This is a genomic window from Desulfocurvibacter africanus subsp. africanus DSM 2603, from assembly GCF_000422545.1.
GTDB classification, from domain to species: Bacteria; Desulfobacterota; Desulfovibrionia; order Desulfovibrionales; family Desulfovibrionaceae; genus Desulfocurvibacter; species Desulfocurvibacter africanus.
The window spans coordinates 154,051-178,123 of record NZ_KE383874.1 but is presented as its reverse complement, the minus strand read 5'-3'; the positions used below and the strand labels follow the sequence as shown (position 1 = coordinate 178,123).

Below are 24,073 nucleotides of genomic sequence, written 5' to 3'. Positions count from 1 at the left end.
CAATCCTGAATGGTCGCAAAATACCCGCTATGCCTCGGAGGGGTCCTCCGTGAGCATGCCCCTGTTCTTGGCGGCTTGGGATAAGTTCCAAACCAGGCTCGGGAAGTCTGTGCCCAAGGCCTCGGCCATGCGATAGGCCTCGCCCAGGGTGACCTTGCGCGCCGGGCGCTGCTCCGATCCCCGACAGCTCCGCCAAAGCCTGGCGCCGGCCGTCTCGCCAAATACGCGCCGTCCGAATTCCGAATGGGGCATGCCAAGATCCTCGACCCGCTCCGCGATGAGGGTGACGAAAGCCCGCTCGAAAATATCTGCTTTGTTCATCGCATTTATATATGGGACGTTTTGCCCTAGGCGCAAGTCAAAAAACCCCCTTGACCAATGCGGGGAATTTACCCTATGACTTTCGCATGAACAGAGCGACACAATTTCACCTCCAGCGGCTTGTCCGGTTGTACGGCTCTTGGAGCCAGGTCGCCAGGTCTCTTGGCCTGGATATCCGCAACCTGCGTCGTAATCGGCGCGTTCTCAGACCTCCAACCAAGCGCTTGCTGGACATGGCCGGCAAGCGCCTCATTCTGCGTCAGCTCCTGCACGAGCTGACCCGCTCCGGAGCAGTAACGCCAGCGCAGCTCCGGGGAGCCTGGGAACAGGTCTCCCGAAGAAACGACCCTAGCAACTAGCCAGACAGTCTTCCACGCCTGTGGCACCGAAAAGGAGCGGACACAATGACCGATCTCGACGCACGTCCTTTGCACCATCTCGATGCGATAGACGCATTCAAGCTCGCAGTGCAGCAAAGCGGCAAGGGGCTTCCTGACATCGCCAAGGGCATGGGCTGGTCGCATTCGTTGGCGCGGCGGGTCTTCTCAGCCGAAAAGTTCTTCCCATCCTATCCCGACCTTCCAAAGTTCTGCGCTGTTGTCGGTAACCTCACCATCATCCATTGGTTGCTTTCCAAGGCGACATTCTACGGCATTGACGAAGCGCGCCAGGACCTGGACTGCAACGCGCTCCTGCGGCGGGTGAACGACATCTTCGCCGAGGTCGGGGATGTCGCGGAAGAGGCGCGCAAATCCGTGGCCGACAACAGGCTTGAGACCATGGAGTTGCGCCGCCTCATCCAGGAGCTTTCGGACGTGCTGCAGCGGGGCATGGCCCTTGTCGGCGATCTTCGGGAAATGGAACGAGCCCATGCCTAGGGCCATGGGCTTGGCGCTAGGGCGGGAGGAGAGCAATGCAGTATAGCGACATCACTCCAGACGAGATTGTCCGCGCGTTATTGGCCGAGCCGAGCTATCAGTTCCAGCGGAACGGCGAGTACCTGCGCAAGGGGATCTGCCCTGGATGCGGCAAGCGGACCGTGTACGTCGGCATCAAGCATCCGTGGGTACTGCGTTGCGAGCGCCTCAACAAATGCGGCTTCGAGGAAACCACGCGCCAGGCTCTGCCTTCCATCTTCGCTGACTTCGCCAAGCGTTACCCGCCCACGCAGGAAAATCGAGACGCCACGGCGGACGCCTACTTGGCCCTGGACCGGGGCTTCGACCTGTCCAAGATCCGGGGCTGGTACGAGCAGGCCGCCTACCAGATTCCCAACACCACCGAGTATATTCCCACCGTGCGCTTCTACATCGATGAGATGCGCACGCGCTGGTGGGAGCGCTTCCTCGGGCGTAATGGCAAGGACGGGCAGAAGGCGCACTTCGGCGGCCAGCGCAAGGAGGACGGCACGCTGTTCCAGGGCGATTCCTGGGCGCCTCCCGGCCAGGAGCTTGCGGACGGCGAGCGCTGCTTCATCGTGGAGGGCATCTTCCACGCCATCGCCCTGCACCACTGCGGCATAAAGGCCGTGGCCGCCTTCTCCTGTAATCACTTCCCGAGCCAGATCGTAGAGCAGCACAAAGGGAAAGGAATTCGCTGGGTCGTGGCCCTGGACTCAGACAAGGCCGGAACGGGCTGGGCCAAGAAGCATCACAAGCGGCTCAAGGAAATGAACGAGCTGGCCAGCGTCTGCCTGCCGCCGGAAGGCAAGGATTGGGACGATCTCTACCGCGCCGGCCGCATCGACAAGGATTCCATCGGCACCTGGCTTTATCATGGCCGGCTCATGCTGGCCGAGTCGGTGGAGGAAAAGGCCTACCACTACTACGTGCGCAACCGGCGCATGTCCTTCATCATCGACTTCGGCAACGCCCTGTATTCCATCAAGCTCGAGTCAGCCTTCGAGAAGGATCTCGCCGTGGCCTCGGCCGAGCACGCCGGCGAAAGCGAGCCCCAGGAGCAAGGCAAAGGCAAGAAGAAGGGGCAGGGCAAGGCCCAGGAAGACGAAGAGCGCGCTAGCCCCATCGAGGACGTGCTCAACTCGCCTGTAGGACGCCAGCTCTTTGCCAGCGCCTGCTGCATCGACCAGATTTCCAACGTCCGGCCGCAGTTCCTGTACATGGAGCGCGACGACATCATGGACGAGCAGCGCTATATGTTCAGCATCGCTTACGCCAACGGCCAGGCCGATGACCTCATCGCCATGGAGGGCTCGGCCATCACCAGCCCGGACGCCTTCCACAAGGCACTGCTCAACCGTTCCCGGGGCGGCACCTTCGACGGCGACATGCGCCAGCTCAAGATCCTGCGCGATCGTTGGCTCAATTCGCGCCTGACCACGGTCAGCGCCTTGCCCTTCGTGGGCTATGACCGGGAGTGCAAGGCCTGGATCTTCCAGGATCACGCCTGGCACAACGGCCGTCGAATCCCGCTCAACAAGCACGGCTATTTCGACATCGGCCGCAAAGGCATCAAGACCGTCCTCAATGGCGTCTACATCCACACGGACGGCAAGTTCGATCCAAGCTGGATCAAGAATTTCGCCACGGCCTTTCACTGGCAGGGGATGGCCACGCTGGCCTTCTGGCTGGGCTCGCTGTTCGTCCAGCAGATCCGGGCCGTCCATAAGACGTTTCCCTTCCTGGAGCTCACCGGCGAGCCTGGCGCCGGCAAGTCCACTATCCTGGAGTTCTTGTGGAAGTGCGTCGGCCGCGAGGATTATGAAGGCCTCGATTTGCTCAAAGCCACGGTGGCCGGTCGGCGTCGCGCCTTTTCGCAAGTCAGCAATCTGCCCGTGGTCATCATCGAATCAGACCGCGACAACGGGGACAAGGACACCATCAAGCAGAAGCAGTTCGGCTTTGATGAGGTGAAGCCGTTCTACAACGGCCGCGGCACCGGTACCTTGGGCGTAGCCAGGCGCTCCAACGACGTGGACGAGCCCCAATTCCAGGCCTCCTTGCTCATCTCACAGAATGCGGAAGTGGACGGCTCCGAGGCGCTTCTGCAGCGAATCGTCCACTGCCACGCAGACAAGCGGCACCACAAGAACGGCACCAGGGAGATCGCCCGCTGGTTCGAGCGCCAGACATCGGCGGACGTGGGGGGATTCCTGGGCGCGGCCCTTTCGCAGGAACGTCAGATCCTGGAGGCCTATCAGCAGGCCTTTGAAACGCTGGAAGCGCAGTACACCGGCATCAAGAACGAGCGCGTGCTCAAGAACCACGCGCAGATCGCCGCCTGCGGCCATGCCCTCAAGGTCATCTTCGGCGATGCCATGACCGACTACCTGACCGAAGGCCTGACCGAATACCTGCTCATCCGGGCCAAGACGCGCGAGCAGCGCTTGGCAACCGACCATCCTGTAGTGGAGCAGTTCTGGGAAACCTACGATTACTTGAACAGCAAAATGGCCGGCGGAGCCTTCGACAATGATCCGCTCAACCATGAGAGCAAGCCTGGGCTCATCGCCATCAACTTCAACCAGTACATCGAGGCCTGCCGCAACCATGGCCAGTTGACGCCGGATCTTCAGATGTTGCGGAAGCTGCTTCCTGGAAGCAATGCCCGCCGCTTTGTGGCTTCAAATCGCTGCGTGTACTCGAAGCATGCAAAGAAAACCATGAAGTGCTGGCTATTCCACGATCAAAACGCCCCCAAACAGGAGGATTGAAATGTCCGTTGATGAATCGTTTCCCCCAATGACTCCAGCCGTGATCACAGTGCAGAAGCTACAGGATCTGGTGGCCATCTGGGCCATGCTTGCTGGTATGCCCCGCGCGGCGCTCCTGGAGCAGCTCAAGGCCAGGCATGACATCAGCGACATCGAGACAGCTGTTCCGGAAGCACTGCAGGCTGCCGGGGTGTACGTGCTGCGCCAGAACGACGCATTGCTCCTCAAGGGCCGACAGGTGAGCCGCGATGCAGTGCGGGAGTACCAGACCTATATGCAGGGCGAGCCCGAGGAGCCGGAAGCGGTAACGGCCTTTTGGCAACAGTATGAACAACTTAATGCCAAGCTTGGGCCGAACGGAGAACGGGGTTGGCTCAATCATTCCAAGAATCCTGGGCAAATCGCCATCAACTTTAACCAGTTCATCGAAGCTTGCCGCCGCCATTGCCAGTTGGCGCCGGACATGCCTTCGCTCCGGAAGCAGCTTCCAGAGAGCTATCCCCGGCGTTTTGTCGCCGCCAATCGCGGCGTGTATTCGAAGCACGCCAAGAAGAACATGCGTTGCTGGGTGTTCCAACTACCTTCATGAGGGAAGTCATTGGAGTAGCCCCTATTCTGGAAGGCCTCATGCATTTTGCTGGGGCCTTCCTTTTTGTGGCCACAGCCCACTCGTCCGGCAGTGCCTCCATACGCACGCGCATCACACGCACGCGCGTGCGCGTTGACGCTCGGAAAATTTTCCAGCGAAGGGGGGCATCGGGTTGGGGTGTGGACGGTTAACATATTGAAAATACATAATTTTTGAGTTTAATAGAGGGTTTGAGAGAGGTTTAAACCAAACCTCATTTTTAAACCACCTCTAAACTGCTTTGAGTTTCACAACTGCTCTAGATAATTGAACAAAAAATAGTGGGAAAAATGACTAAACCTCTGTCTGGTGGCAATAAATATACTATTAAATCAATAAGATAACTGTAGGCCAGAAAGCCTTTAAACCGCTTACACCGGTTACCGACGACCCACCCCTTCCCGCCTATTTGGACCCTGTTTTGCCCATCTTAATGCGCATAGTGCGCATCGCTCATTGACGTCTATGCGCATTATGCGTATTAGGAACCCATGTCGAGCAGGGAAGTGATCAAGAAGCTGGAAGAGGCCGGATTTCAGACGGTCGGCAAGCGCGGCAGTCACCAGAAGATGCGGCACCCGGATGGGAGGACAACCATCGTTCCCCACCCCAAGAAGGATCTCCCGCTTGGCACCCTGCGAAGCATCGAAAGGCAATCGAAGGTATCACTCTAAGCGGAGGGGATTTTCCTCCCAAAAGAGGTAAGCATATGTTGTATCCCATCATCATTCATAAGGACGAGGGCACGGCCTACGGCATTACAGTCCCCGACTTTCCAGGCTGCTACACTGCCGGCGATACGCTGGAAGAGGCGCTCGGCAACGTGCAGGAGGCCATCGAACTTTTCATGGAAGGGGAGGAGATGGCTCCTCCGGCCGCTTCTCAGTTGGAAGACGTGCTGACCTCGGAGGACGCCCAGGGCGGGGCGGTGCTTCTGGTGGACGTTGATATGTCCTTCTTGGAAAAGAAGGCCGTGCCCGTGAACATCACCATGCCCGTATATGTCCGCAATACCATTGATCGCGCGGCCAAGGCGCGGGGCATGAGCCGTTCCGCTTTTATCGTGGAAAGCGCCCTGCGTGCCGCTGGCCGTCCTGGCGGACGTGCTGGAGGCGAGAATAACACCGGAGCACGTAGCGCATAACGCCAAGCCGGTTAGCCCATCAACAGCGGCCCGCCTCTGATAAAGAGGCGGGCCGCTTGCGTTCTCACATCAAGAGATACTTGCTATCGTAGTCACGATGGGGCACATAACCCCAACGACAAAAAAATAGGGAGACATGCATGAACACCTCCCTGGATTTAGCGCAATGATCCGGGATGGCTCTATCCAGGTGCGTACACTGGATGAACTTATCCGTGTTTGCGACGATTTGGTTGCCTTATCAAATTGATTTAGTTGTGCTTCGATCTCGAAATGACAGGAGTAACGGCATGCATTTCACGAACTTGAAGATTGAGAGGCTCATAGTTCATGAGGTGTTTGAGCGGAAGACAAAAGATGAGTGCATTCCTCCTCGGTATGGAAATATGTTGATATCGCTTACCCCAGCAGCAATGCAAGCAATTGAAGACCGTATTGCTGATGCTATGGGTCGTTCATCTCAATGTGTGGAAATGCGGATTAACAAAATACATGACGAGAGCTTGCTAGGAGTTTGCAGGCGTTTGTTGGTTGCTACGAATGGTGATTTTGTTCCAGAATCAGCAAGGGTAGCCGACTTGTTGGCGGATGCTCAGAAGGCAACAAACATTCCGGGTGGCATTATCGTGGTCATCACTGGCACGGTTGGCAATCCAGGAAGGAAAGCGCTCATAGTAATAAAGGCGGAAGCTCAAGATGGTTTCTCGCGGATAAAGCAGAGCGATGGCTCAATCAATCTCCATTTCCTTGAAGAATTGTTCCTTACTCCCAAGGCAAGATTGTATAAGATAGGAGCTTTTGTGGAAAATGGGGATCAATCTTCAGGAGATAATTTAGCAGATAGCTATAAGGCTTTCGTTTTTGATCACAACATGACATCGAAGGATCGCGATAAGGCCGCTGTGTATTTTTATGATGGCTTTCTTGGCTGTGCTTTCCTTCAATCCTGTGCAAGAACTACGAAAGAATTCTATAGTTATACGTCAAAGTTTATTGATTCCCTCGATGTGCCAGAGGAGCAGAAAGTAGAATATAAGACGGCCTTGTACGTTTATTTAAAAACAGATAGGGCAGCAAAAATTCAAGTTGACACGTTTGCCAGTAGTTATCTTGGAGAGCCAAGGCTTCAGGATGCTTATAGAAGCCACATGATGGATAAAGGATTTCCCATGACAGCGGTGGCAAAGGATTTGTCGGACATACAGTCTCATCTAAAGCAGCGTAGACTGCGATTTCGCTCAAATATCAGGCTTACTGCCCCTGCGGATAGTTTTAAGGAGTTGGTCACTGTTGAGGTCATCGATGCGCCTGATGGGCAAGAAAGCAAATCTCCGCAATGGACTGTGCTTACCATTCGTGATCGTATCATGAGGGAAGAATGACAGAGGCAGAGTTTCTAACCCGCTGGCGATCTGAGAGGCAGATCTATGAATCCTGGGGCAGCTTTGTCACGGATACGATATTAAAGGACTTGAGTGCTCATATAGCGCCAAGGAAAGTTAACTACTTTCTCAAAGTGCCTTCAGAGCCCAGGCTGAAAGAGGATAAATCACTTTTGGATAAGGCGTTCTATCGGAAAAAGCCTTATATAAACCCATATGATGAAATCACTGACAAAGTGGGTGTTCGGTTTGTAGTTTTACTTGAATCAGATATTGAAATTGTAAAATCGATTATCAAAAAGAACTCAGTCTGGGAGACAACTCTCGCAAGGGATTTCTTGGATGAGCGGAAGAAGAGCCCCGAGGCTTTTGGATATCAATCGGTTCATTATGAACTGAGGCCTGTGGATATGATCTTACATGGGGAGGCTGCGATTCCTCCAACTGTCCCATGCGAGGTTCAGATACGTACATTATTACAACATGCATATAGTGAGCTTACCCACGATACAACTTATAAGCCTAATACTGCTGCCTCTCCGCTCGTCAAGCGCTATTGTGCGCGGAGCATGGCACTGATAGAAGCAGCGGATGACCTTTTTCTGCGCGTAGCGGATGAGATCAAAAAGGCGGGCGAACCCGTGGACAAGGCTATGGAGCTTCTTCTCAAAGTATATCAAGAGCGAGTGCCAAGGTCGCCTGATCCTGGGCCGGTCAATGCTCTCATTATCGATGCTTTTAAAGAGCTTCTGGCTGACAAATGGGAGGTGCGCTTCAACCGCTTCCTTGATGAAAATGAGTATCTCCTGGATAAGCTTGGTAAGCATGCAGAGGAAAAACACCTCTTTCGTCAGCCAGCCGCCCTTCTGGTCTATTTTTTTGCGTATACTTGCCAAAGCCAAACGAGTGACTTGTGGCCATTACCCCTCAGGGAATTGCGCCCCTTCTACGCCGATCAGAGTATACGTCCGCCTCAATAAATTCTTAAGACAGAAAGCCCTCTGCTGGTGAGAGGTAAGCTTAATCATCTTTATGCATCACGTCCTTCATGTGTATGCATTCTTCACAAAAGAGCCCATCGAGATCATCCCGTCGCGCATAGGCAGTTGGAATATCTCCAATATAAATCGTATCGCCACAACCATGCGCTTCACATTTTGGCTCAAGGTGTGGTTTGATAAAGGTTTCATAGACTTCGCTCTGTTTAGGGCTAAGTCTTTCAAGTCCGCTATCAGAAATGATCTTCTTAGCGATACCAACTGCTGTTTCATGAGAAATCTCGCCGTTATCAAGTAGGCACTGCAAAGCTGTTACAAGCTCATCGTCGTAGCTCGGTGTTCCGTCCATATTTGCTCCGTTTGATTTTCTATTTCGGACTTGCGATATTTATAAATAGATTTGCAAGGACGCCGCGGCGGATGCGGTCAAATGCTTGCATCCGCCGCGGCATCCTCGAAAGATTATCTTTTCTTGTTGGACTGAGATAGCACCGACCCGGCGAGGGTCTTCGTCGTATCGCTGTACTTATCGCTCTTCAAAGCCTTGGAAGCGATGTCTTCAAGATCAGCGCCAGTTTGTTTGTCCTTGCTGGCTTGGGAAAGCACAGATCCTGCTAACCTCTTCTGAATTTTAGATGCATCCTCATCTCTAAGCGTCTTTGAAGCCAAGCTTGAAAGATCCGGACTCGATTTCTTTTTGTTCCCGGCCATGACGATACTCCTTGCGTGGTTTGCTGGCTGTTTGCGAAGGACATGCGCCACAACTTCATGCATAAACGTAACAAAGCATAGTGTGAGTCTATATATGGATCTCTTGACACGCCTCCCACCCCTAGGTCAATATGCCCCCAGGAGCCTCTAAACTCCTTGTCCGTGGACGGTCCCACGCCCGTCAGTTCGTGGTTTTTTTGTGCCCAATGAGGCACAGTCTCTTCGCGCATTCATGTCGGGTGTGGGCTAATACAATACCCTTCGGGGGAATATGCCCGCCGCTCCACGGCGGTTTAGAGCACCCGGCACCTTCTTTATCGGAGGGGGCCAATCTAAAGATCCGTGGAGGCCTCTCATGTCCAACTCTTTCCCTGTCTCTTCCTCTCCACCTCGCCTGCGCCTCTCCCGGGCATCCCACTTCTGCGGAGGCATGACCCCGCTGGCCCAGCTCGTCGCCTGGCTTGCCTGCCGGGGCGAAAGCGAAGCCGCCTGCGCATTGCGTCGTCTGCCCCTGCCTCCATCCTGCCGCGTTGCCTGGACCATTGCCGACCAAAGCCTTCAAGTCACGGCTCGGGTTGCCGTTCCTGGGAAAATGGAGGTACAGCCCTCCGTTGCGCCCAGCCTTGGCAATGCGGCGGAAGGCCGTCCGGCAACCGCAATCCCTGCGGAGGCGGCGGCATGAGCACCCATGAAGAGCCCACGTATCCGGACGCCATCGCCGTCGTCGCCGGACTGGACCGCCTGATTCGAGACATGGCCGATCTGAGGGCCGAAACCATTGCCGTTGGCTGGCACCCGTTGTTGCCCGACCTGGACAAGATCGCTGCGGCCGCCAAGGACGTGGCCGGCAACCTGCGCCAGGACGTGCGCTGGGCCGGCCGAATATCGGCCTACAGCCTGGACGGGATGGCCACGCTGCAAGGCAAGCTCGCTCGGTTGGCCGCCGAACTCGCTGGCATCGGCGCGGGACGGCAGGACGCCATCCATCGTCAACTCGTCTGGCTGGCGGGCGATGTGGAGCGCATGCGCGCTGCTCTCGCGCGGGAGGAGAAGCAACATGGAAGTTGACCCCCTAGTCCGCATCTACTCGCACGCGGAAGCCTTGCGCACGCTGGCCGAGCAGCTACCGGAAGAGCAAGGCGGCTTGGCCCTGATCCTGAACCTGCTTGGCGATGATCTGGACCGTTGCGGCGCGGAGTTGGATGACAAGTGGAAGCCTGGGAAACGGGAAGCGGCGGCGGTTAAGGTCGAGCATTAAAGATCGAACAAATAGGCCGCGCAGGAGCATAAGCTCCTGCGCGGCCTTCATGCTTTATGCTGGGCAATCCGCCAGTTCTTGGAGGGGGCTTGCGGCCATCTGCTGATCGAGATCCAGCACATTTCCGAAAATCCGTTCCGCATTGAGAATGATGACGAAGGCGTCGTTCAGGCGTCCGATTCCCGCGATGAAGTCGCTACGCACGGCAGTTCCCATCTTGGGTGCAGGCATGACTGCATCGGGGGGTATGTCCATGACCTCGCGGACGGAATCAGCAATGGCTCCCATCACGCACAGGCCTTCCGGGCCATTTGTTTCCACGATGATAATGCATGTATTGATCGTGTCCTTGGCGCAATCCAGGTCGAACTTGCGCCGCAGGTCGATCACCGGCACGCCCTGCCCGCGCAGGTTGATCACTCCGCGCATGTCGGCTGGCATCCGGGGGACGCGGGTAATGGCTGGAAGCTCCAGAACCTCGCGCACGGTACTTATATCCAGGGCGAAGACCTCATCCGCGAGGGTGAAAGTCAGGTACTGACCGCTACTCGAAACGGCATGTTCACTCATGTCGGGCTCCTGTTGCATGGCTAGAAACGCTCGAATTCATGGTCCGACACATCCGTGCCCATGCTCAAGGCAACCTTCTTCGTACCGCCCTTGCCGTTGCCTGGTTTGCCCGTCCCGATCTGTGCATTTCTTTTGGCAGCCGGGGCGTTTTGCTGCTTCCTTGTCTGGCTTGCGTGCGCAGTATGGGCAGTCTCGACCTTGAAGAAGCTGATGGTCTGCTGAAGCTGCTCGGCCTGGCTGGAGAGTTCCTCACTCGTGGAGGCTGTCTCTTCGGACCCAGAGGCGTTCTGCTGTACGACCATATCCAACTGTTGGATGGCCTTGTTGATCTGCTCGGCACCCGAATTCTGCTCGTTGCTGGCTGCGGCGATCTCCTGCACGAGCTCGGCCGTCCTCTGGATGTCGGGCACGATCTTTTTGAGCATCTCGCCGGCCTGCTCGGCGACGTGAACGCTCGTGGCCGACAATTCGCTGATCTCGCCAGCAGCCGATCCGCTTCGCTCGGCAAGCTTGCGCACCTCGGCCGCGACCACGGCGAAGCCCTTGCCATGTTCTCCGGCCCGTGCCGCCTCGATGGCGGCGTTCAGGGCGAGCAGGTTGGTCTGGCGGGCGATTTCTTCGATGATGGAAATCTTGTCGGCGATCTCCTTCATGGCTTCCACGGTCTGCTCTACGGCCTCGCCGCCCTGCCTGGCGTCGGCTGCCGCCTTGAGGGCGATCTTCTCGGTCTGCTGTGCGTTTTCCGCATTCTGACGGATGTTGGCGGCCATCTCTTCCATGGAGGACGAAATTTCCTCCACACTGGCGGCCTGCTCGGTGGCGCCTTGCGACAAAGACTCGGAAGCGGCCGAAAGCTCCTCACTGCCTGATGCCACGTTGTCGGCCGCGCTACGCACTTCTGCAACGACATCGCGTAGGCGCTCCGCCATCGATTTGATATCGGCATAGACGCCGGTGGCTTTCTGATTCCTGAACTGGACCATAAGATCGCCCTCGGCGACACTACTGACAATGTCACCGATGACTGCAGGATCATCACCAAGCTGTTTAAGTACATTTCTGGCTATGATTACGGCCAGGAAAATGGATAGGAGCACGCCTGCTAGCACAACGGATACCGTTGCCGAAGTAATCAGCGACGAATCTGATTCCGCCTGGTCCACAGCAGCTTGGGCTTCCTGCTTATTGATGCCCACAAGCTCTATCATGAGCGCCTCGGCCTTATTGTATGAAAGCGCGTTGACCGTAAGTGCCTGCCGCGCCATATTGTCTTGATTTTCGCTAGACCTGTCTTGGGAGTAGCGTTGGGCAAGACCTATGAACTCATCCATGTCCTGTCGCCATGCATTCCAAGCCTGTTCAAGCTCACTGCATTTTGCCGCACCTCGCTCGGTCTTAGGCAAGGGCTCGTATACCTTCCAGGCCTCATCCGCCTCGCTCCAGGACTCTTTTATGTTCACAAACTGGCGTTGACGCTCTTCTTCAGTAATTGCAGCGCTGAGAAGCGTACGTTCCGCCGCTTTAATTGCTGTTTGGGCCTCATTCATGATGAGCAGGGATTGGATGCCAGGTAACCTGACGTCGCTGATTTCATTAATATGGCCGGTGAGTCTACTTGTACCCCAAAAGTTGAAAATACCGGAAAGTGCAACAATAAGGGAAACCAAAGCAAAACCGCCAAAGAGACGCATTTTTAAAGACATTTCAGCTCCTGTGAAATTGGAAGATGACTACCACTTCCCCCCAAGATGCCAATATCGGTGTATTGCTGATAAACTTTATGCATTGTTGGTGATCAGTATTGTATTAGGCAAGGGGTAAAGTGACTATCGAGGAGCAGATTGTGGGCTGTTGTTATTAATGTGGGACAGGTGTATTAATACGTTTGCCTAGTAATATATTGTATGTAGTATAAAGTGCTACCAGTTATAAAATTACTAAAATCAAAAAATATCAGTTTACTCAATATGGAAAATAAAAAAATATAACCCTACGGAAATGAATAGGGAGTAAGGCTACGGTTGTGTAGCTGAATATAGGACTCAGTGGATAGTTCTATATACCGAGAAAATAATTGACACCCAGCCTACAGCTAAGTGCTTTAGGGATATGTATATGTAAGGAGTTCTGGTCGGACTTGGTTATCCGGCCAGAACAAGCTGTGCTTGGGCAGGACTAACGCAGTCGCGCAGCGCCTCGCGGGTGGCTTCGGGCAGGTCCAGGGCAGATGGGGAAATAGTGTGGCCGAACTCCAGATGCATGACGAAAGTGTGCCCGCATTCAACATTGGTACAGGCACAGTATAGCTTGCGCAGCCTCGGGGTAATCTCACGGGTGGTGGCGATACGGGCCTTGCTTTGGCACCTGTCGCAGGAAATCCGCATTGTGTTCAACCTCCCAATAAAACACAACTACATGCACACCACGGCTGTCAAGCCGCGTTAGGCCTCTTCCGCCTCTTTGCTCAGCGCAAATCCGACCTTTGCACGTTCCGGCAGATGTTCATTCACCTCGAGCAACACTTCCCTTACGGGCGTGATCTCGTTCTTTTCGTAGACTGCATCTATCTTGGTGATGTCCCCGAAGCCGCCGGCGGCCTGGGGGATGATGCTGGCCATGGCCGGGGGGATGCGGTGCGCGGCGATGATGTCGTCGCGGGATATGTTCTTGATCTTCTCCAGCTCGTCCCGGGTGGAGAAGTCACCCACGGGCAGGATCTGCACGTCCTTCTCTCGGCCATTAGGAATATGCAGGTACATGTTGCGGAAGTTGCCGATGCCCTTGGAGCCCTCGATGGCGGCCTTGATGCGACCGCTGTCCTCCGGCTGCAGGGCCGCGCTTGCCGAGTAGAACACGTAGCCCATGTGCGCGCCGTTGCGGTAGTAGCGCCGCCGGAACAGGGTCGCGTCTTCGTTCAGCAGCATGGACTGGATGGCTCCCAGATAGGCGGGCATGCCGTAGATGGTCTGGCTCACGTCATAGTTTTTGACATGCACCACCTCGCCTGGCTGGAAGGGCTGGATCTGGCCGCTTGCGGTCAACAGGCCGTAGTGGTCGTGATTGCGCATGCGGCGCATATTGATGGCCGGGAGATGCTCCAGGCCGATGATCTCGCCGTACCAGTTGAAGACCTTGCGCAGGTAGGCGTTGGCAAAGACCATGTAGTCCGTGGCCATCGCGTGCATGCTCCGCCTGGACAGGGCAGGGGAGGTCAGAAACCCGCGCATGACCACGTTGGTTTTGAACTCCAGGATGGGGCCGTGGTAGGCATTGGCGCGCAGCAGCCGGGCCAGGCCGCGCAGGGGCACGGGCGGCTGATAGTATTGCCCGTTGTCCAGCAGCCATACGCCCAGGCCGTCGTAGAGCGCTCCGTTTAGTACCGGCTCCGGATCGCCGAAGCTGAAGGCCTGCACGCTTCCGCCGGCGCTTTGCGCTGCCGACCCCCTCTTGTGTTTCTTCCTGCCCATGTCCTCTCCTGTTATCCGATGGCGACGGTGCAGCCAGAGCTGCCCGTCTGCCTGGCCAGCGGCTCGGCCGCCAAACCGTGCATGATGGCCCAAGCCACGTCGGCATGGCCGGTGCTGGCCGTTCGGTTGGCTGAGTAGGTGATCTGCCCACTGTCAGTTGTGGTTTGCCGGATGGTCAAAAAGGCATGCCCGATGTCCGTCTCCCCGGCGTCCCACTGCAACCGCTCCTGCTCCATGACCTCCTTGGCCTTGAGCACCAGCACGGCCTTGGACTGCACGGCGTAGTTGATGGCCATGGCCACGGGGCAGAACTGCCGAACCTGCTCGTACACGCCGATGCCGGGGCCGGTTACGTCAATCCCCATGTGTGTGAAGCGGTACTTGTCCGCCAGTTCCTTGATGCGCGCGGCCTGCCACAGGTATGACTTGCCCAGCCACTTGTGGCGCTCGATGCAGCGGATCTTTTCGCCCTTGAGCGGCGGCAGGAGTACCACGAAGCTGGCATCGTCGCGGCTGCGGCTCGGGTCGTAGCCGCCCCACACCGGCCGGTTGCCCACGGGATGCGCATCTCCAGGCCGGACATCCTGCCAGTCAGCCGGATCGGCCATGCAGCGCTCCAGGAGCGCCAGGGCGAACACGGCTTGGGTATCGTCTATGAATTCGCAGCCGAAGAGCTGCCGGAACTCGTCTGGCGTGTACTCCAGCTTGAGCTGCTTCACGTCGAACAGGTCGCAGCCGCCGGCTTGGGCATCGGCCAGGGTGATGATCTGTCGGAAGTAGCTGTCCGGGCAGGGCACGCCGGCGCGCAAGGCGGAGAAGTCCGGCCATGGCTTGGGCTTGGCGAAGCGCTTCTGGAAATTCTCGCCCGTCCATAATCCATAGGCCTCATGCGTCACGGCCGAGGGCGTGGAGAACAGCGTGCGCCGCCATTTCTTGTGCGCGGCCATGCCCGTGGCCACCTTGAACAGCTCCCGGAACTTGGTGATCCAGAAGAACTCATCGATGTAGACGTGCCCGTGATAACTCTGGGCGCTCTTGGAATTGTTGGACAGGAAGTGCAGCTCGGCCTTGCCATGGGCGGTATTAAGGATGAGCGGGTTGCCCTGCAGGGTGATGTCGAATCCCTCGCCCACGAGCTGCACGATGTAGTTGCGGAAAACCTGGCTCTGGGCCTTGGTCGCGGACAGGAAGATTTGGTTGTCGCCGGTCAGGCAGGCATTCTCGAAGGCCTCCTGGGCGAAGTACCAGGTCGCCCCGATCTGCCTGCTTTTGAGATACATGCGGTTGCGCTGGCTTATGGCCGCGCGGAACTGGCGCTGGTAGTCGAAGAATCTGGTGTGGAACTTCTCCTGGAACAAGTCGGGCGTCAGGCGCGAAACGTCATTCTTGATCTTGGGCCCACGCTTCCCGCCATTCCCGCGTGATTGCGGCGGACAGTTCACGGACGAGCGTTCGCTTCCCTCCACTACCTGCGGAGCCGCCTCCGGAGACACCATGTTGGTTGCCGCCAACATTTGGCGCTCCTTCACGCGCAGGGCTTGCAAGCGCTCCAGGGAACCGATCAGCAGCTCGATTTCCTTTAGCTCGGTCTGCGTCTTTGGATCGCGCTCGGCCAGCAGCGCCAGGCGGCGCTGAACCGCCTCTTCAGCCGTCTCATGCGTGAGCAGGGCGTCCCAGTCTCCCACGGTGGCCCAATGGTACACGGTGCGGCGCGGTACATTGAGCGTCTCTGAGATCTCCGCGACTGTATATCGCTTCCAGTACAGCCCTCGGGCCGCCTGCTTGATCTCCTCTGGATAGTTGCGTCCGCCTGCACGCCCTGTGTTCCGCGTTTCCATGGCGCTTTAATAGCATGGCCCTGAACACTGCTCCCGCTCAGCATGTCCGATTTGCGCCATATCGGACGCGCCGTCTTTGACCACGCCTTGCCATCTGTGCCTACATGTCTGGCTGTAACGGACTTTCCATCAGCCACATGCAGAGGGGCGCATGAGTAAACTCACCTCGGAATTCCGCAAGATCGGCCAGTCCGGCCCCACCATAGACGGCCGGACCATCAAGCCTGAATGGCTGCTGCAGGCTGCGGAATCCTATTCCCCGGCGACGTACACGGCCCTTATCTGGCCGGATCATTTCCGATGGCAGAACTACGGCAAAGTGCTGGAACTCAAGGCCGAGGAAGAGGGCGGCGTGGTCAGCCTGTACGCGCGTATTCAGCCCAACGCCACCTATGTCTGGGAAAACCAGTTCGGCCAGCGTTTGTTTTTCAGCATGGAGATTGAGCCAAGCTTCGCCGGCACGGGCAAGGCCTACCTTGTCGGGCTAGGCATCACCGATTCCCCGGCTTCGCTGGGCACCGACGAGATGCGCTTTTCGCAGCGCAAGCAGTCCGCCGGAACCGTTTTCGTCTCCAACGTGGAGTGCGAGTTCCCCGCCAAGGAAGAGCCCGAGCCGGGTTGGTTCACCCGTTTCCGGGAAATGTTCTCCCGCCTTCCCTCAGACCAAAGCCACGACAACCCCCAAGAGGACCCCATGGACAAGGCACAGTTCGAGGCGCTGCAGGGCAAGGTCAATGCCCTTGGCACCGCCGTAGAGGAGATCAAGGGATCGCTGGCCGCCTTCACGGCCGCCTCCGCGCAGAAGCCGGAAGCTGCCGAGAAGCCGGCTGCCAAGCCGGAGGATGGCAGCGACAAGTTCGCTACCCTGACCGAGGCCGTGACCCAGCTTGGACAGCAGGTGGGCGACATGGCCAAGCGCTTCGAGGCCGCCAAGCCTGGCACGTCCGTCCCGCCCAGCACTGCCCCGGCCGAAGACCAGGCCCCCATCTACTAGGAGCAGCACCATGAATGAACAGACACGTAAACTTTACGCGGCCTTGATGGCCCGTTTCGCCCATACCTACGGCATTCCCAGCGTGGAGCGGCAGTTTTCCATTGTCCCTTCCATCGCTCAGACGCTCAAGGACAAGATCGTGGAGTCCTCCACCTTCCTGCCCAAGATCAACATCTTGCCGGTGGATGAACTCAAGGGCGAGAACATCCTCGGCTCTGCCTCCAGTCCGGTCACCGGCCGTACGGACACGTCGCAGCCTGGCAAGGAGCGCACGCCGCGCAACGTTTTGGGCATGGGCAGCTACAGCTTTGAGCTGCTGCAAACCAATGCCGACGTGGCCCTGCCGTACCGCATCATGGATGCCTGGGCCAAGTTCAAGGACTTCGCGGAGCACTATGCCCGCTATGTGCGGGAGCGCATGGCCAGCGACATGGAACTCATCGGCTGGTACGGCACCTCGGGCGCACAGGATACGGACTTGGTGGCCAACCCCTTTTTGCAGGACGTGAACAAGGGCTGGCTGCAGTACATGCGTGACAACCTGCCGGCCAATATCCTGGCCCAGGGAGCAACCCTGAATGAGATCCGCATCGGCGAAGGCGGTGACTGGCCCAACCTGGACGTGGCCGTCAATGACCTCATGCAGGGCATTCCCGAGTACATGCGCAAGGATCTGGTCGCGCTCATCGGCGCGGACCTCGTCGCGCAGGAGAAGTCCGCGCTCTACGCCGCAGTGGGCGGACAGCCCACGGAGAAGGCGCAGCTCAACGCCAGCCTGACCACCTTCGGCGGCATCCCCTGGGAGACGCCTTCCAACTACCCGGCGCGCGGGCTGGTCATCACCTCCTATAACAACCTGTCCATCTACCAGCAGGCCGACTCCTGGCGGCGGCAAATCGTGGACAACCCCAAGAAGGATCAGGTCGAAGACTACAACAGCCGCAATGAAGGCTATTTGGTCGAGACCCCGGAGAAGTTCGTGGGCGTGGAATTCGCCAACGTGAAGCTGCCCGATGGCGCAGGCGGGTGGGCTTAGCCATGGGCTTGATGCGCAACCATCAACAAGCCATGCAGGCCAGCCGCTCGATTGAGCCGGCAGGGCAGAAGATTGCTTCCGGCGCGCGCGTGCTGGGCACCATGCCCACGGGCCTCATGGGCGGGCAGAAGCTCGCGGCCATGCTCTCCGCATCTCTGACGGAGGACCTCAAGGCGCTGCACAACGTCGCCTCGGTGGAACGCAAGGCGGACATCAAGCGGAATGCGCTTATCCCCAAGTACCGGGACTATGTGGAGCGCCTCATGGCCGATGGTCAGCGGCACGATCTCATCGGCTGGTTTCTTGTCTGGTGCTTTGATGCCGGATGCATCGAGGACGGGCTTCGGGTTGCCTTTTGGTGCCTGGAGCACGGCCAGACCCTGCCGGAGCGGTTCAAGGCCAGCCTGCCTTTGTTCGTAGCCACTCAGCTCCTGGAGTGGGCCGAGCGCGAGTACAACGCGGAGCGAACCTTCGAGCCGTACCTCTCCATCGTCCTGCTGGAGATCGAGAGCGACGGCCCCGATTCCGGCAATACTTGGGATCTCCCTGACCAGGTCAAGGCCGGCTTCCATCGCCTGCTCGGCTTACAGGCCGAGCGAGAGGGCAAGCTCTCCCTGGCTGCCCAGGAGTTGGAGCGCGCCTTTGCCTTGGGAGCCAAGGTCAAGACGGCCCTTGAGGCCGTAAAGAAGCGCCTGGCCCGCGACGGTGGCCAGGACGGTCAGGACGAACAGCAACAGCAGCCCTCCGACCCGCCCGAAGAAGGCGGAGCGGAGGCCTAGATACTCTCCAGCCAACCGGGGCTGCCGAGGCCAAGGCACAGCGCAGGGCGCACGTAGCCAGCAGCCGAAGGCAGCCCCAACTCTAAGGATCATACATGAGCTTCAACGCCCTGACTTACCAGACCTCCACGGCCACCCTGGCCGGTGACGGCTGGTATCCGGACATCGCCGTGGGCGAGTTCCAGCTCATGTACCGCCTGCCGGCGGAATATGCGGAGAGCCTGGTGGAGGATCACCTCGGCCTCGCTCGCTTGTGGGCCGTGCGTCAGCTTCAGGAGTGGCGGGCGGCTCAAGAAATGGCCGGTTATCTCTCGCTGGCGGAAGTGCCTTTCGCAGGCCTGGCCGGTGAGGCGACACGGCTCTTCAAGCGGGCCGTTTACTGCCATGCCAAGGCCTTGCTGCTTGGGCAGTTCGCCACGGTGGAGCGCCGGGAGGCGGCTAAGAACGACGCCAAGGAATCCCCCGAGACGGCGGACAGGTTTTACGCCTGGGCACAGGACGCCATCGCGGATCTGTGCGGACGCGGCCGCATAGTAGCCGAGCTGATTTGAGGTCATCATGCACAAGATTACCGCCCTGGTCGCCCACATCAAAGAGGTCACCCGCCTGCCGCGCGAGCAGATCACGGCCTTTGCGGACAAAGGCAATCTGGCGCCGACGGGCCGACACCTGGGCGAGGGCGAAAACGGCGAACAGATCGAGATCGGCATCTGGAAGTACGATGCCGTTATCCAGCTCGAACGCTACGCCGGAGACGGCCAGACACTTCTGGCGGTCATCCTGGGCTGGCTGGCGGACAACGACGATGACCGGAATGGCTTGGCCGACCCGGAGTTGGACGTCGAGATAAACGACGCCAAGACCTGCGACGTGGACATCGCCTGCGAGTTCGAGGAGCGGATCACGGTCATCGAGGATGCCGCCGGCCCTATCGTTTTCAACGGCAAGCGCTGGCGCATCGCGGAGGCCGATATCACCGAAGCCGAGGCGGTAGCGGGCATGGAGGGCAGCCGTGGAGATTAAAGTCACCATTGGCCATGACACCAGGCGCTCCGCGCAGCTCGACGCCCAGCTTGAAGCCTTGGGAGGCGAGGCCAAGGACCGCCAGAAGAATGCCCGCAGGCTGGCCGGTTACGTGCGTACACAATCCCGGCGCAACATTCGCCGCCAGGAGACCGTGGAGGGTGCGCCCTTCGCCCCGCGCAAGCGCCAGCGGGCCGCGCGGGCAATGCTGAAAGGCCTGGACAAGACCTTGGCCGTCATTTCCCGCAGCAAGGAAGGGGGCGGTGCGGCCGTCACCTGGAAGAACGCGCTCACCGCCAAGATTGCCTCCCGCCATCAACACGGCGTGGGCGAGGAATGGACGCCGGATCGCGCGGAACGGGTCTACGGCCGTCCCGACTACAACGCCCCATGTACGCGCCGGCAGGCCAAGGCGCTGCTGCGCGAAGGCTACCGGCTCATGGTGCCCATGAAGGGCGGCGGCAGACGGCCCAAGCGCGTCTCCGTGCTCTGGCTGCAGACGCATTTCACTCTGGGCCATGCGGGCCTGGTGCTGCGTCTCATGCGCACCAAGAAATCCCAAGGAAAGCAATCCTGGCTCGATACGGTGCCGGAGCGGCCATTCCTCGGCGTCACCTCGGGCGAGGCGGACAGGATGTGCGAGAGGCTCGCCAAAACCGTGCTGGGCAGCGTGCCCAAGTAGGAGACGACCATGCTCGGAAAAGTACAGGTCAACAACCTGAACCTCATGCAGGGGCCGCTACCGGCCATCGAAAACTATTTCCTCTTTGTCGGGCGCGGCGCTGGGACGAACGAGGGCGCGCTCATCACCGTGAACCAGGAAACCGACCTGGACGGCGTGCTCGGCGCGGAGGCCTCGAACCTGAAGACGCAAGTCGAAGCCGCGCGCTTGAACGCCGGGCAGAACTGGAACGGCTGCGTCATCCCCCTGGCCGAGGCGGCTACGTGGGCCGATGCCGTTGACTTCGCCATGGAGCGAACCTCGGTGGAGGCCGTGGTCATCACCGACCCGGTGGCCACCGCGGCGGATGTCGAAACCATGCAGGCCAAGGCCGAATCAATCATGGCCAGCTACATGCGGCCCTTGTTCTTCATCCCCTGCACGCGCGCGCCCCTGGCCACCGAGACCTGGGAAGCTTTTCTCGACGCCGTGCGGCCAGTCACGCAGAACGTCGCGGCCGATCAGGTGAGCCCAGTGGGCACGATATGGGGCCCGGAGATCGGCACCTATGCCGGTCGGCTGGCCAACAGATCGGTCACCGTAGCCGACTCGCCCATGCGCGTGGCAACAGGCGCCCTTGTCGGCACCTGGACCGAACGGCCCGAGGACGTGAACGGCCGCGTCCTGGATATGTCCGTGCTGGAGGCCCTGGACGCCATGCGCTTCTCGGTCCCTCAGTGGTACCCGGACTATCCCGGCACCTATTGGGGCGACGGCAACGTGCTCGATGTCCCCGGCGGCGACTACCAGGTCATTGAGAACCTGCGCGTGGCGCAGAAGGCCATGCGCCGGGTCTACCCGCTGGCCGTGGCCAGGGTGGCGGATCGTCGTCTCAACTCCACTCCGGCCAGCATGGCGGCAGCCAAAACCTACTTCATGCGTCCCCTGCGGGAGATGAGCCGCTCAAGCCAGATCCTCGGGCAGGTCTTCCCGGGCGAGATCGAGCCGCCCCAGGATGGCGACATCGTCATCGATTGGCCCAGCAAGTACGCGGTCCAGCTCTACATGGTCGTGCGGCCTTACAACAGCCCCAAGTCCATCACCTGCAACATCCTCCTGGATCTCTCGAACAACGGGTAGGTGAGCCATGTCACAGCGCATCAGCGGCAAGAATATCGATATCACCATCGGGGATCTGTCCATCCACGTCGAAAAGGCCACGCTGTCCATCGAGGACAACACCGAGGTGGCGCAAGACAACGGCGTGCCCAACGGCTGGGTATCCGGCGACGCGAAGGCGGAGGGCGATCTGGAATTGGATGCCCTGGCCATCTCGCTCCTGTCCCAGGCGGCCAAGAACGCCGGTTCCTTCCGAGAGCTGCCGGAGTTCGACATCCTGTTCTACGCCAAGACCGGAGACAGCGAGGAGATGAAGGTCGAGGCCTTCGGCTGCAAGGTAAAGCTCGAATCGCTCCTCGATATCGACCGCAAGGGCGGGGAAAAGCACATCTCCAAGCTGAAGTACATGGTCACCAGCCCCGACTTCGTGCGCATCAACGGCGTGCCGTATCTCTCCACGTCCGACACCGACGGGCTTGTTGGCGGGTAAAGGGCATGGATATCGCCGACATCGCCGCCGAGCGCGAATACCTCTTTCGGCAGGAGGCCTTGGCTAGGGCGTGCGCCGGACGCCGGAGCGGCCCTAGCCGCGAGACCTGCGCGGAATGCGGCGAGCCAATACCCGAGGCCCGGCGCAAAGCCGTGCCCGGCGTTACTCATTGCGTGATCTGTCAGGAGGTACGGGAGAGATGAAAAGCTACATCATTCATCTCTGGCGGAACTGGCGCACAGCCTTGATGGCGCTCATCTTGGCCGTTTTCCACTTCATCCATGGGCTTATCCCCATCGGCCTGACCGAACATGATCGGTGGGGCATAGGCCTTGGGGGCATAAAAAAGGGGCTTAAATGACCATCCCTCGCGGCATTCGCAACCACAACCCCGGCAACATTCGCCATGGCGACAAGTGGCAGGGGCTGGCCCAGGCGCAGGACGATACGGATTTCTGCATCTTCTGCTCTCCGGAGCACGGCATCCGGGCCATGGCCGTCATCCTGCTCAACTACCAGCGCAAGCACGGCCTGCGCAGCGTGCGCGAGATCATCGCGCGTTGGGCCCCACCGACGGAAAACAACACCGAAGCCTATGCCGTGCATGTGGCGCGACTCCTGGGGGTTGACGCGGACGCGCCGATCAACGTGGCCGACAGGTTGCCGGATCTGCTGCCGGCCATCATCCGGCATGAAAACGGCCAGCAGCCATACAGCCCAGCCATCATCCAGCGCGGCATTTCCTTGGCTCTGGAGGTGGCGTGATGGGCAAATATCTCGCCATAGCCACAGGGACGATAGTGCTCCTGCTCCTCGCCACCATCTGGTGGCAGGGCACGGCCATCAAGGGGCTTCGGGCTGACCTGGCTACGGCCGAGCAGAGCATCATCGCCTTGCAGGCCGCAGACACGGCCAAGGACAAGGCCCTCGACGCCTTGCGCGAGGACCTGGCCGCGCGCGACTCCGCCCTGGCTGCGCGGGACCTCCGGGTAGCCGAAATCGACCAACAGCGGAGCGCCGCATTACGAGCGCTCAAGGAGGCAACCCGCAATGACCAGCAGACGACTGCTTGGGCCGATACTGCTGTGCCTGACACTGTGCGCGGCCTGCTCCAGTAGACCGCAGATTGTGCCCGTCCCGGTCGTCGAGCGCGTTATGCCTCCGCCCGCCCTGGCGCAGGACACGGCGCGGCCGACCTGGACCGGACGGACCAACGGTGACCTCCTGGAGCACGCCATCGACCTGGGCGCGGCCCTGGATCGTTGCAACGCCGATAAGGCAGCACTGCGCGCATGGGCGCAAGACTCTACGGGGCAAGCTCGCCTCGAGGAAGACGAGAGGAGCGGACGATGATCGCCGGAGCTTGGGAGTGGCTGGAAAGAACGTGGCTGGTGATCCTCCTGTCCATCCTGGGAGGCATGGCCCGCGCGGCCAAGTGCGGAGAGCGCTCCATCTGGAGCTGGGCCTGTTCGTGTCTCGTGGCTCTCTTCTCCGGCGTGGTGACGCACATGCTGCTCAGTGACTTCGGCGGGATGTCCGAGACGGTCCGCGTCGCTTGCGCCTCGGTTTCAGCCTACTCCGGCGGCGTCATGCTCGATGCCATGCAGGAGCGGCTTGTCTCGCTCGCGGACGTCATCGTCGGCAGCGCGAAGCGGAAGTAATCCAGCATCAACAGCGCCCGTCATGGGCGAAGGAGCATACCATGAACAAGACCATCAAGCTTATCGTCAAGGGCAAGGAACTCACGTTCAACGTGGATGTGGCCACCTACAACATGTACCTCAACTCGTTGACTCCGAATAACAAGATTGCCCCAGCCAAGACGTTCCTGCAGCGCACCGTGGATGCCGAAAGCCGCGAGGCCCTCAAGGAGTTCCTGGAACTGCCCGGTGCGCCCGTGCTGATCAGCAACGCGCTCCTGGAAGAGTACATGCCTGACCTGGAAATTGAGTTGGGAAAGTAGAGGATCGGGCGGCGGCAA

Annotated in this window: 33 protein-coding genes; 25 read left to right on the top strand and 8 right to left on the bottom strand. The window is 58.9% G+C overall.

Annotation, left to right across the window (positions count from 1 at the left end; genetic code table 11):
* Positions 1-27: 27 nt before the first annotated feature.
* Complete coding sequence (locus tag H585_RS0120245) at positions 28-321, bottom strand: hypothetical protein (protein WP_027369181.1); 294 nt, start codon at positions 319-321, stop codon at positions 28-30.
* Positions 322-407: 86 nt separating this feature from the next.
* Here H585_RS0120245 and H585_RS23195 point away from each other — a divergent pair, with 86 nt between their 5' ends.
* The 8 genes from H585_RS23195 (at position 408) to H585_RS21915 (ending at position 8,128) form a co-directional block, all read left to right on the top strand.
* On the top strand, positions 408-680 hold the full coding sequence (locus H585_RS23195; RefSeq protein ID WP_138708226.1) for a hypothetical protein: 273 nt from the start codon (positions 408-410) through the stop codon (positions 678-680).
* A gap of 45 nt (positions 681-725) precedes the next feature.
* Positions 726-1,199: a phage regulatory CII family protein gene (locus tag H585_RS0120235; protein ID WP_034628621.1), complete on the top strand. Its 474-nt coding sequence runs from the start codon at positions 726-728 to the stop codon at positions 1,197-1,199.
* A gap of 35 nt (positions 1,200-1,234) precedes the next feature.
* Complete coding sequence (locus H585_RS0120230; RefSeq protein WP_027369178.1) at positions 1,235-3,994, top strand: toprim domain-containing protein; 2,760 nt, start codon at positions 1,235-1,237, stop codon at positions 3,992-3,994.
* Position 3,995: 1 nt separating this feature from the next.
* Positions 3,996-4,583, top strand: coding sequence for a hypothetical protein (locus tag H585_RS0120225; protein ID WP_034628619.1), 588 nt, complete (start codon positions 3,996-3,998; stop codon positions 4,581-4,583).
* Between the two features lie 545 nt (positions 4,584-5,128).
* Positions 5,129-5,296 (top strand): type II toxin-antitoxin system HicA family toxin, encoded by a 168-nt coding sequence (locus H585_RS0120220; protein WP_244432672.1) that lies wholly within the window; start codon positions 5,129-5,131, stop codon positions 5,294-5,296.
* A 35-nt stretch (positions 5,297-5,331) separates the two neighbouring features.
* Positions 5,332-5,766: a type II toxin-antitoxin system HicB family antitoxin gene (locus H585_RS21920; RefSeq protein ID WP_051183245.1), complete on the top strand. Its 435-nt coding sequence runs from the start codon at positions 5,332-5,334 to the stop codon at positions 5,764-5,766.
* Between the two features lie 290 nt (positions 5,767-6,056).
* Positions 6,057-7,148: a nucleoid-associated protein gene (locus tag H585_RS0120210; RefSeq protein ID WP_027369175.1), complete on the top strand. Its 1,092-nt coding sequence runs from the start codon at positions 6,057-6,059 to the stop codon at positions 7,146-7,148.
* Positions 7,145-8,128: a GTP pyrophosphokinase gene (locus H585_RS21915; RefSeq protein WP_051183243.1), complete on the top strand. Its 984-nt coding sequence runs from the start codon at positions 7,145-7,147 to the stop codon at positions 8,126-8,128. The genes H585_RS0120210 and H585_RS21915 overlap by 4 nt, the downstream gene beginning before the upstream one ends.
* Before the next feature lie 40 nt (positions 8,129-8,168).
* Here H585_RS21915 and H585_RS23190 read toward each other — a convergent pair whose 3' ends face one another.
* On the bottom strand, positions 8,169-8,495 hold the full coding sequence (locus tag H585_RS23190; protein ID WP_138708225.1) for a hypothetical protein: 327 nt from the start codon (positions 8,493-8,495) through the stop codon (positions 8,169-8,171).
* A gap of 113 nt (positions 8,496-8,608) precedes the next feature.
* The gene (locus tag H585_RS0120195) at positions 8,609-8,857 is read right to left on the bottom strand and encodes a hypothetical protein (protein WP_027369173.1); all 249 of its coding nucleotides are present in this window, start codon (positions 8,855-8,857) and stop codon (positions 8,609-8,611) included.
* A gap of 678 nt (positions 8,858-9,535) precedes the next feature.
* On the opposite strand from H585_RS0120195, the gene H585_RS0120185 reads away from it, so the two are divergent.
* Together H585_RS0120185 and H585_RS0120180 are read left to right on the top strand one after the other, a co-directional pair.
* On the top strand, positions 9,536-9,925 hold the full coding sequence (locus H585_RS0120185; protein WP_027369171.1) for a hypothetical protein: 390 nt from the start codon (positions 9,536-9,538) through the stop codon (positions 9,923-9,925).
* On the top strand, positions 9,915-10,115 hold the full coding sequence (locus H585_RS0120180) for a hypothetical protein (RefSeq protein WP_027369170.1): 201 nt from the start codon (positions 9,915-9,917) through the stop codon (positions 10,113-10,115). Before H585_RS0120185 ends, H585_RS0120180 begins: the two co-directional genes overlap by 11 nt.
* 54 nt (positions 10,116-10,169) lie before the next feature.
* Here H585_RS0120180 and H585_RS0120175 read toward each other — a convergent pair whose 3' ends face one another.
* From H585_RS0120175 to H585_RS0120155, 5 genes are all read right to left on the bottom strand, one after another.
* The gene (locus tag H585_RS0120175) at positions 10,170-10,685 is read right to left on the bottom strand and encodes a chemotaxis protein CheW (protein ID WP_027369169.1); all 516 of its coding nucleotides are present in this window, start codon (positions 10,683-10,685) and stop codon (positions 10,170-10,172) included.
* Positions 10,686-10,705: 20 nt separating this feature from the next.
* Positions 10,706-12,388, bottom strand: a complete 1,683-nt coding sequence (locus tag H585_RS0120170) for a methyl-accepting chemotaxis protein (RefSeq protein WP_027369168.1) — start codon at positions 12,386-12,388, stop codon at positions 10,706-10,708.
* Between the two features lie 438 nt (positions 12,389-12,826).
* Positions 12,827-13,069, bottom strand: coding sequence for an Ogr/Delta-like zinc finger protein (locus tag H585_RS22835; protein WP_027369167.1), 243 nt, complete (start codon positions 13,067-13,069; stop codon positions 12,827-12,829).
* 57 nt (positions 13,070-13,126) lie between these two features.
* Entirely contained in the window at positions 13,127-14,152 is a 1,026-nt protein-coding gene (locus H585_RS0120160; RefSeq protein ID WP_027369166.1) for a phage portal protein, read from the bottom strand.
* Positions 14,153-14,163: 11 nt separating this feature from the next.
* Entirely contained in the window at positions 14,164-15,990 is a 1,827-nt protein-coding gene (locus tag H585_RS0120155) for a terminase large subunit domain-containing protein (protein ID WP_051183241.1), read from the bottom strand.
* A 151-nt stretch (positions 15,991-16,141) separates the two neighbouring features.
* Here H585_RS0120155 and H585_RS0120150 point away from each other — a divergent pair, with 151 nt between their 5' ends.
* From H585_RS0120150 to H585_RS0120080, 15 genes are all read left to right on the top strand, one after another.
* Complete coding sequence (locus H585_RS0120150) at positions 16,142-16,984, top strand: GPO family capsid scaffolding protein (RefSeq protein WP_027369164.1); 843 nt, start codon at positions 16,142-16,144, stop codon at positions 16,982-16,984.
* Positions 16,985-16,994: 10 nt separating this feature from the next.
* Positions 16,995-18,020 carry a phage major capsid protein, P2 family gene (locus H585_RS0120145; RefSeq protein ID WP_027369163.1) on the top strand — a complete coding sequence of 342 codons (1,026 nt, stop codon included), beginning with the start codon at positions 16,995-16,997 and terminating at the stop codon, positions 18,018-18,020.
* 2 nt (positions 18,021-18,022) lie between these two features.
* On the top strand, positions 18,023-18,799 hold the full coding sequence (gene gpM, locus H585_RS21910) for a phage terminase small subunit (RefSeq protein ID WP_081678727.1): 777 nt from the start codon (positions 18,023-18,025) through the stop codon (positions 18,797-18,799).
* Between the two features lie 95 nt (positions 18,800-18,894).
* Complete coding sequence (locus H585_RS0120135; protein WP_027369162.1) at positions 18,895-19,350, top strand: head completion/stabilization protein; 456 nt, start codon at positions 18,895-18,897, stop codon at positions 19,348-19,350.
* 7 nt (positions 19,351-19,357) lie between these two features.
* A complete protein-coding gene (locus tag H585_RS0120130) occupies positions 19,358-19,822 on the top strand; it encodes a phage tail protein (RefSeq protein ID WP_027369161.1) in 465 nt (154 codons plus the stop codon).
* Positions 19,812-20,504 (top strand): phage virion morphogenesis family protein, encoded by a 693-nt coding sequence (locus tag H585_RS0120125; protein WP_034628617.1) that lies wholly within the window; start codon positions 19,812-19,814, stop codon positions 20,502-20,504. Before H585_RS0120130 ends, H585_RS0120125 begins: the two co-directional genes overlap by 11 nt.
* Before the next feature lie 9 nt (positions 20,505-20,513).
* Entirely contained in the window at positions 20,514-21,623 is a 1,110-nt protein-coding gene (locus H585_RS0120120) for a DUF2586 domain-containing protein (RefSeq protein WP_027369159.1), read from the top strand.
* A 7-nt stretch (positions 21,624-21,630) separates the two neighbouring features.
* Positions 21,631-22,092, top strand: coding sequence for a phage protein (locus H585_RS0120115; protein WP_027369158.1), 462 nt, complete (start codon positions 21,631-21,633; stop codon positions 22,090-22,092).
* Positions 22,093-22,097: 5 nt separating this feature from the next.
* A complete protein-coding gene (locus H585_RS22830) occupies positions 22,098-22,295 on the top strand; it encodes a TraR/DksA C4-type zinc finger protein (RefSeq protein WP_027369157.1) in 198 nt (65 codons plus the stop codon).
* Positions 22,292-22,453, top strand: a complete 162-nt coding sequence (locus H585_RS23345; protein WP_154658867.1) for a hypothetical protein — start codon at positions 22,292-22,294, stop codon at positions 22,451-22,453. The genes H585_RS22830 and H585_RS23345 overlap by 4 nt, the downstream gene beginning before the upstream one ends.
* Complete coding sequence (locus tag H585_RS0120100; protein ID WP_027369156.1) at positions 22,450-22,857, top strand: hypothetical protein; 408 nt, start codon at positions 22,450-22,452, stop codon at positions 22,855-22,857. Before H585_RS23345 ends, H585_RS0120100 begins: the two co-directional genes overlap by 4 nt.
* Positions 22,857-23,210, top strand: a complete 354-nt coding sequence (locus H585_RS0120095; RefSeq protein ID WP_027369155.1) for a hypothetical protein — start codon at positions 22,857-22,859, stop codon at positions 23,208-23,210. The genes H585_RS0120100 and H585_RS0120095 overlap by 1 nt, the downstream gene beginning before the upstream one ends.
* Positions 23,143-23,445: an Rz1-like lysis system protein LysC gene (gene lysC / locus H585_RS21905; protein WP_034628614.1), complete on the top strand. Its 303-nt coding sequence runs from the start codon at positions 23,143-23,145 to the stop codon at positions 23,443-23,445. The genes H585_RS0120095 and lysC overlap by 68 nt, the downstream gene beginning before the upstream one ends.
* On the top strand, positions 23,442-23,753 hold the full coding sequence (locus H585_RS0120085; protein ID WP_027369154.1) for a phage holin family protein: 312 nt from the start codon (positions 23,442-23,444) through the stop codon (positions 23,751-23,753). The genes lysC and H585_RS0120085 overlap by 4 nt, the downstream gene beginning before the upstream one ends.
* A 41-nt stretch (positions 23,754-23,794) precedes the next feature.
* Complete coding sequence (locus H585_RS0120080; protein ID WP_027369153.1) at positions 23,795-24,055, top strand: putative phage tail assembly chaperone; 261 nt, start codon at positions 23,795-23,797, stop codon at positions 24,053-24,055.
* Positions 24,056-24,073 lie beyond the last annotated feature (18 nt).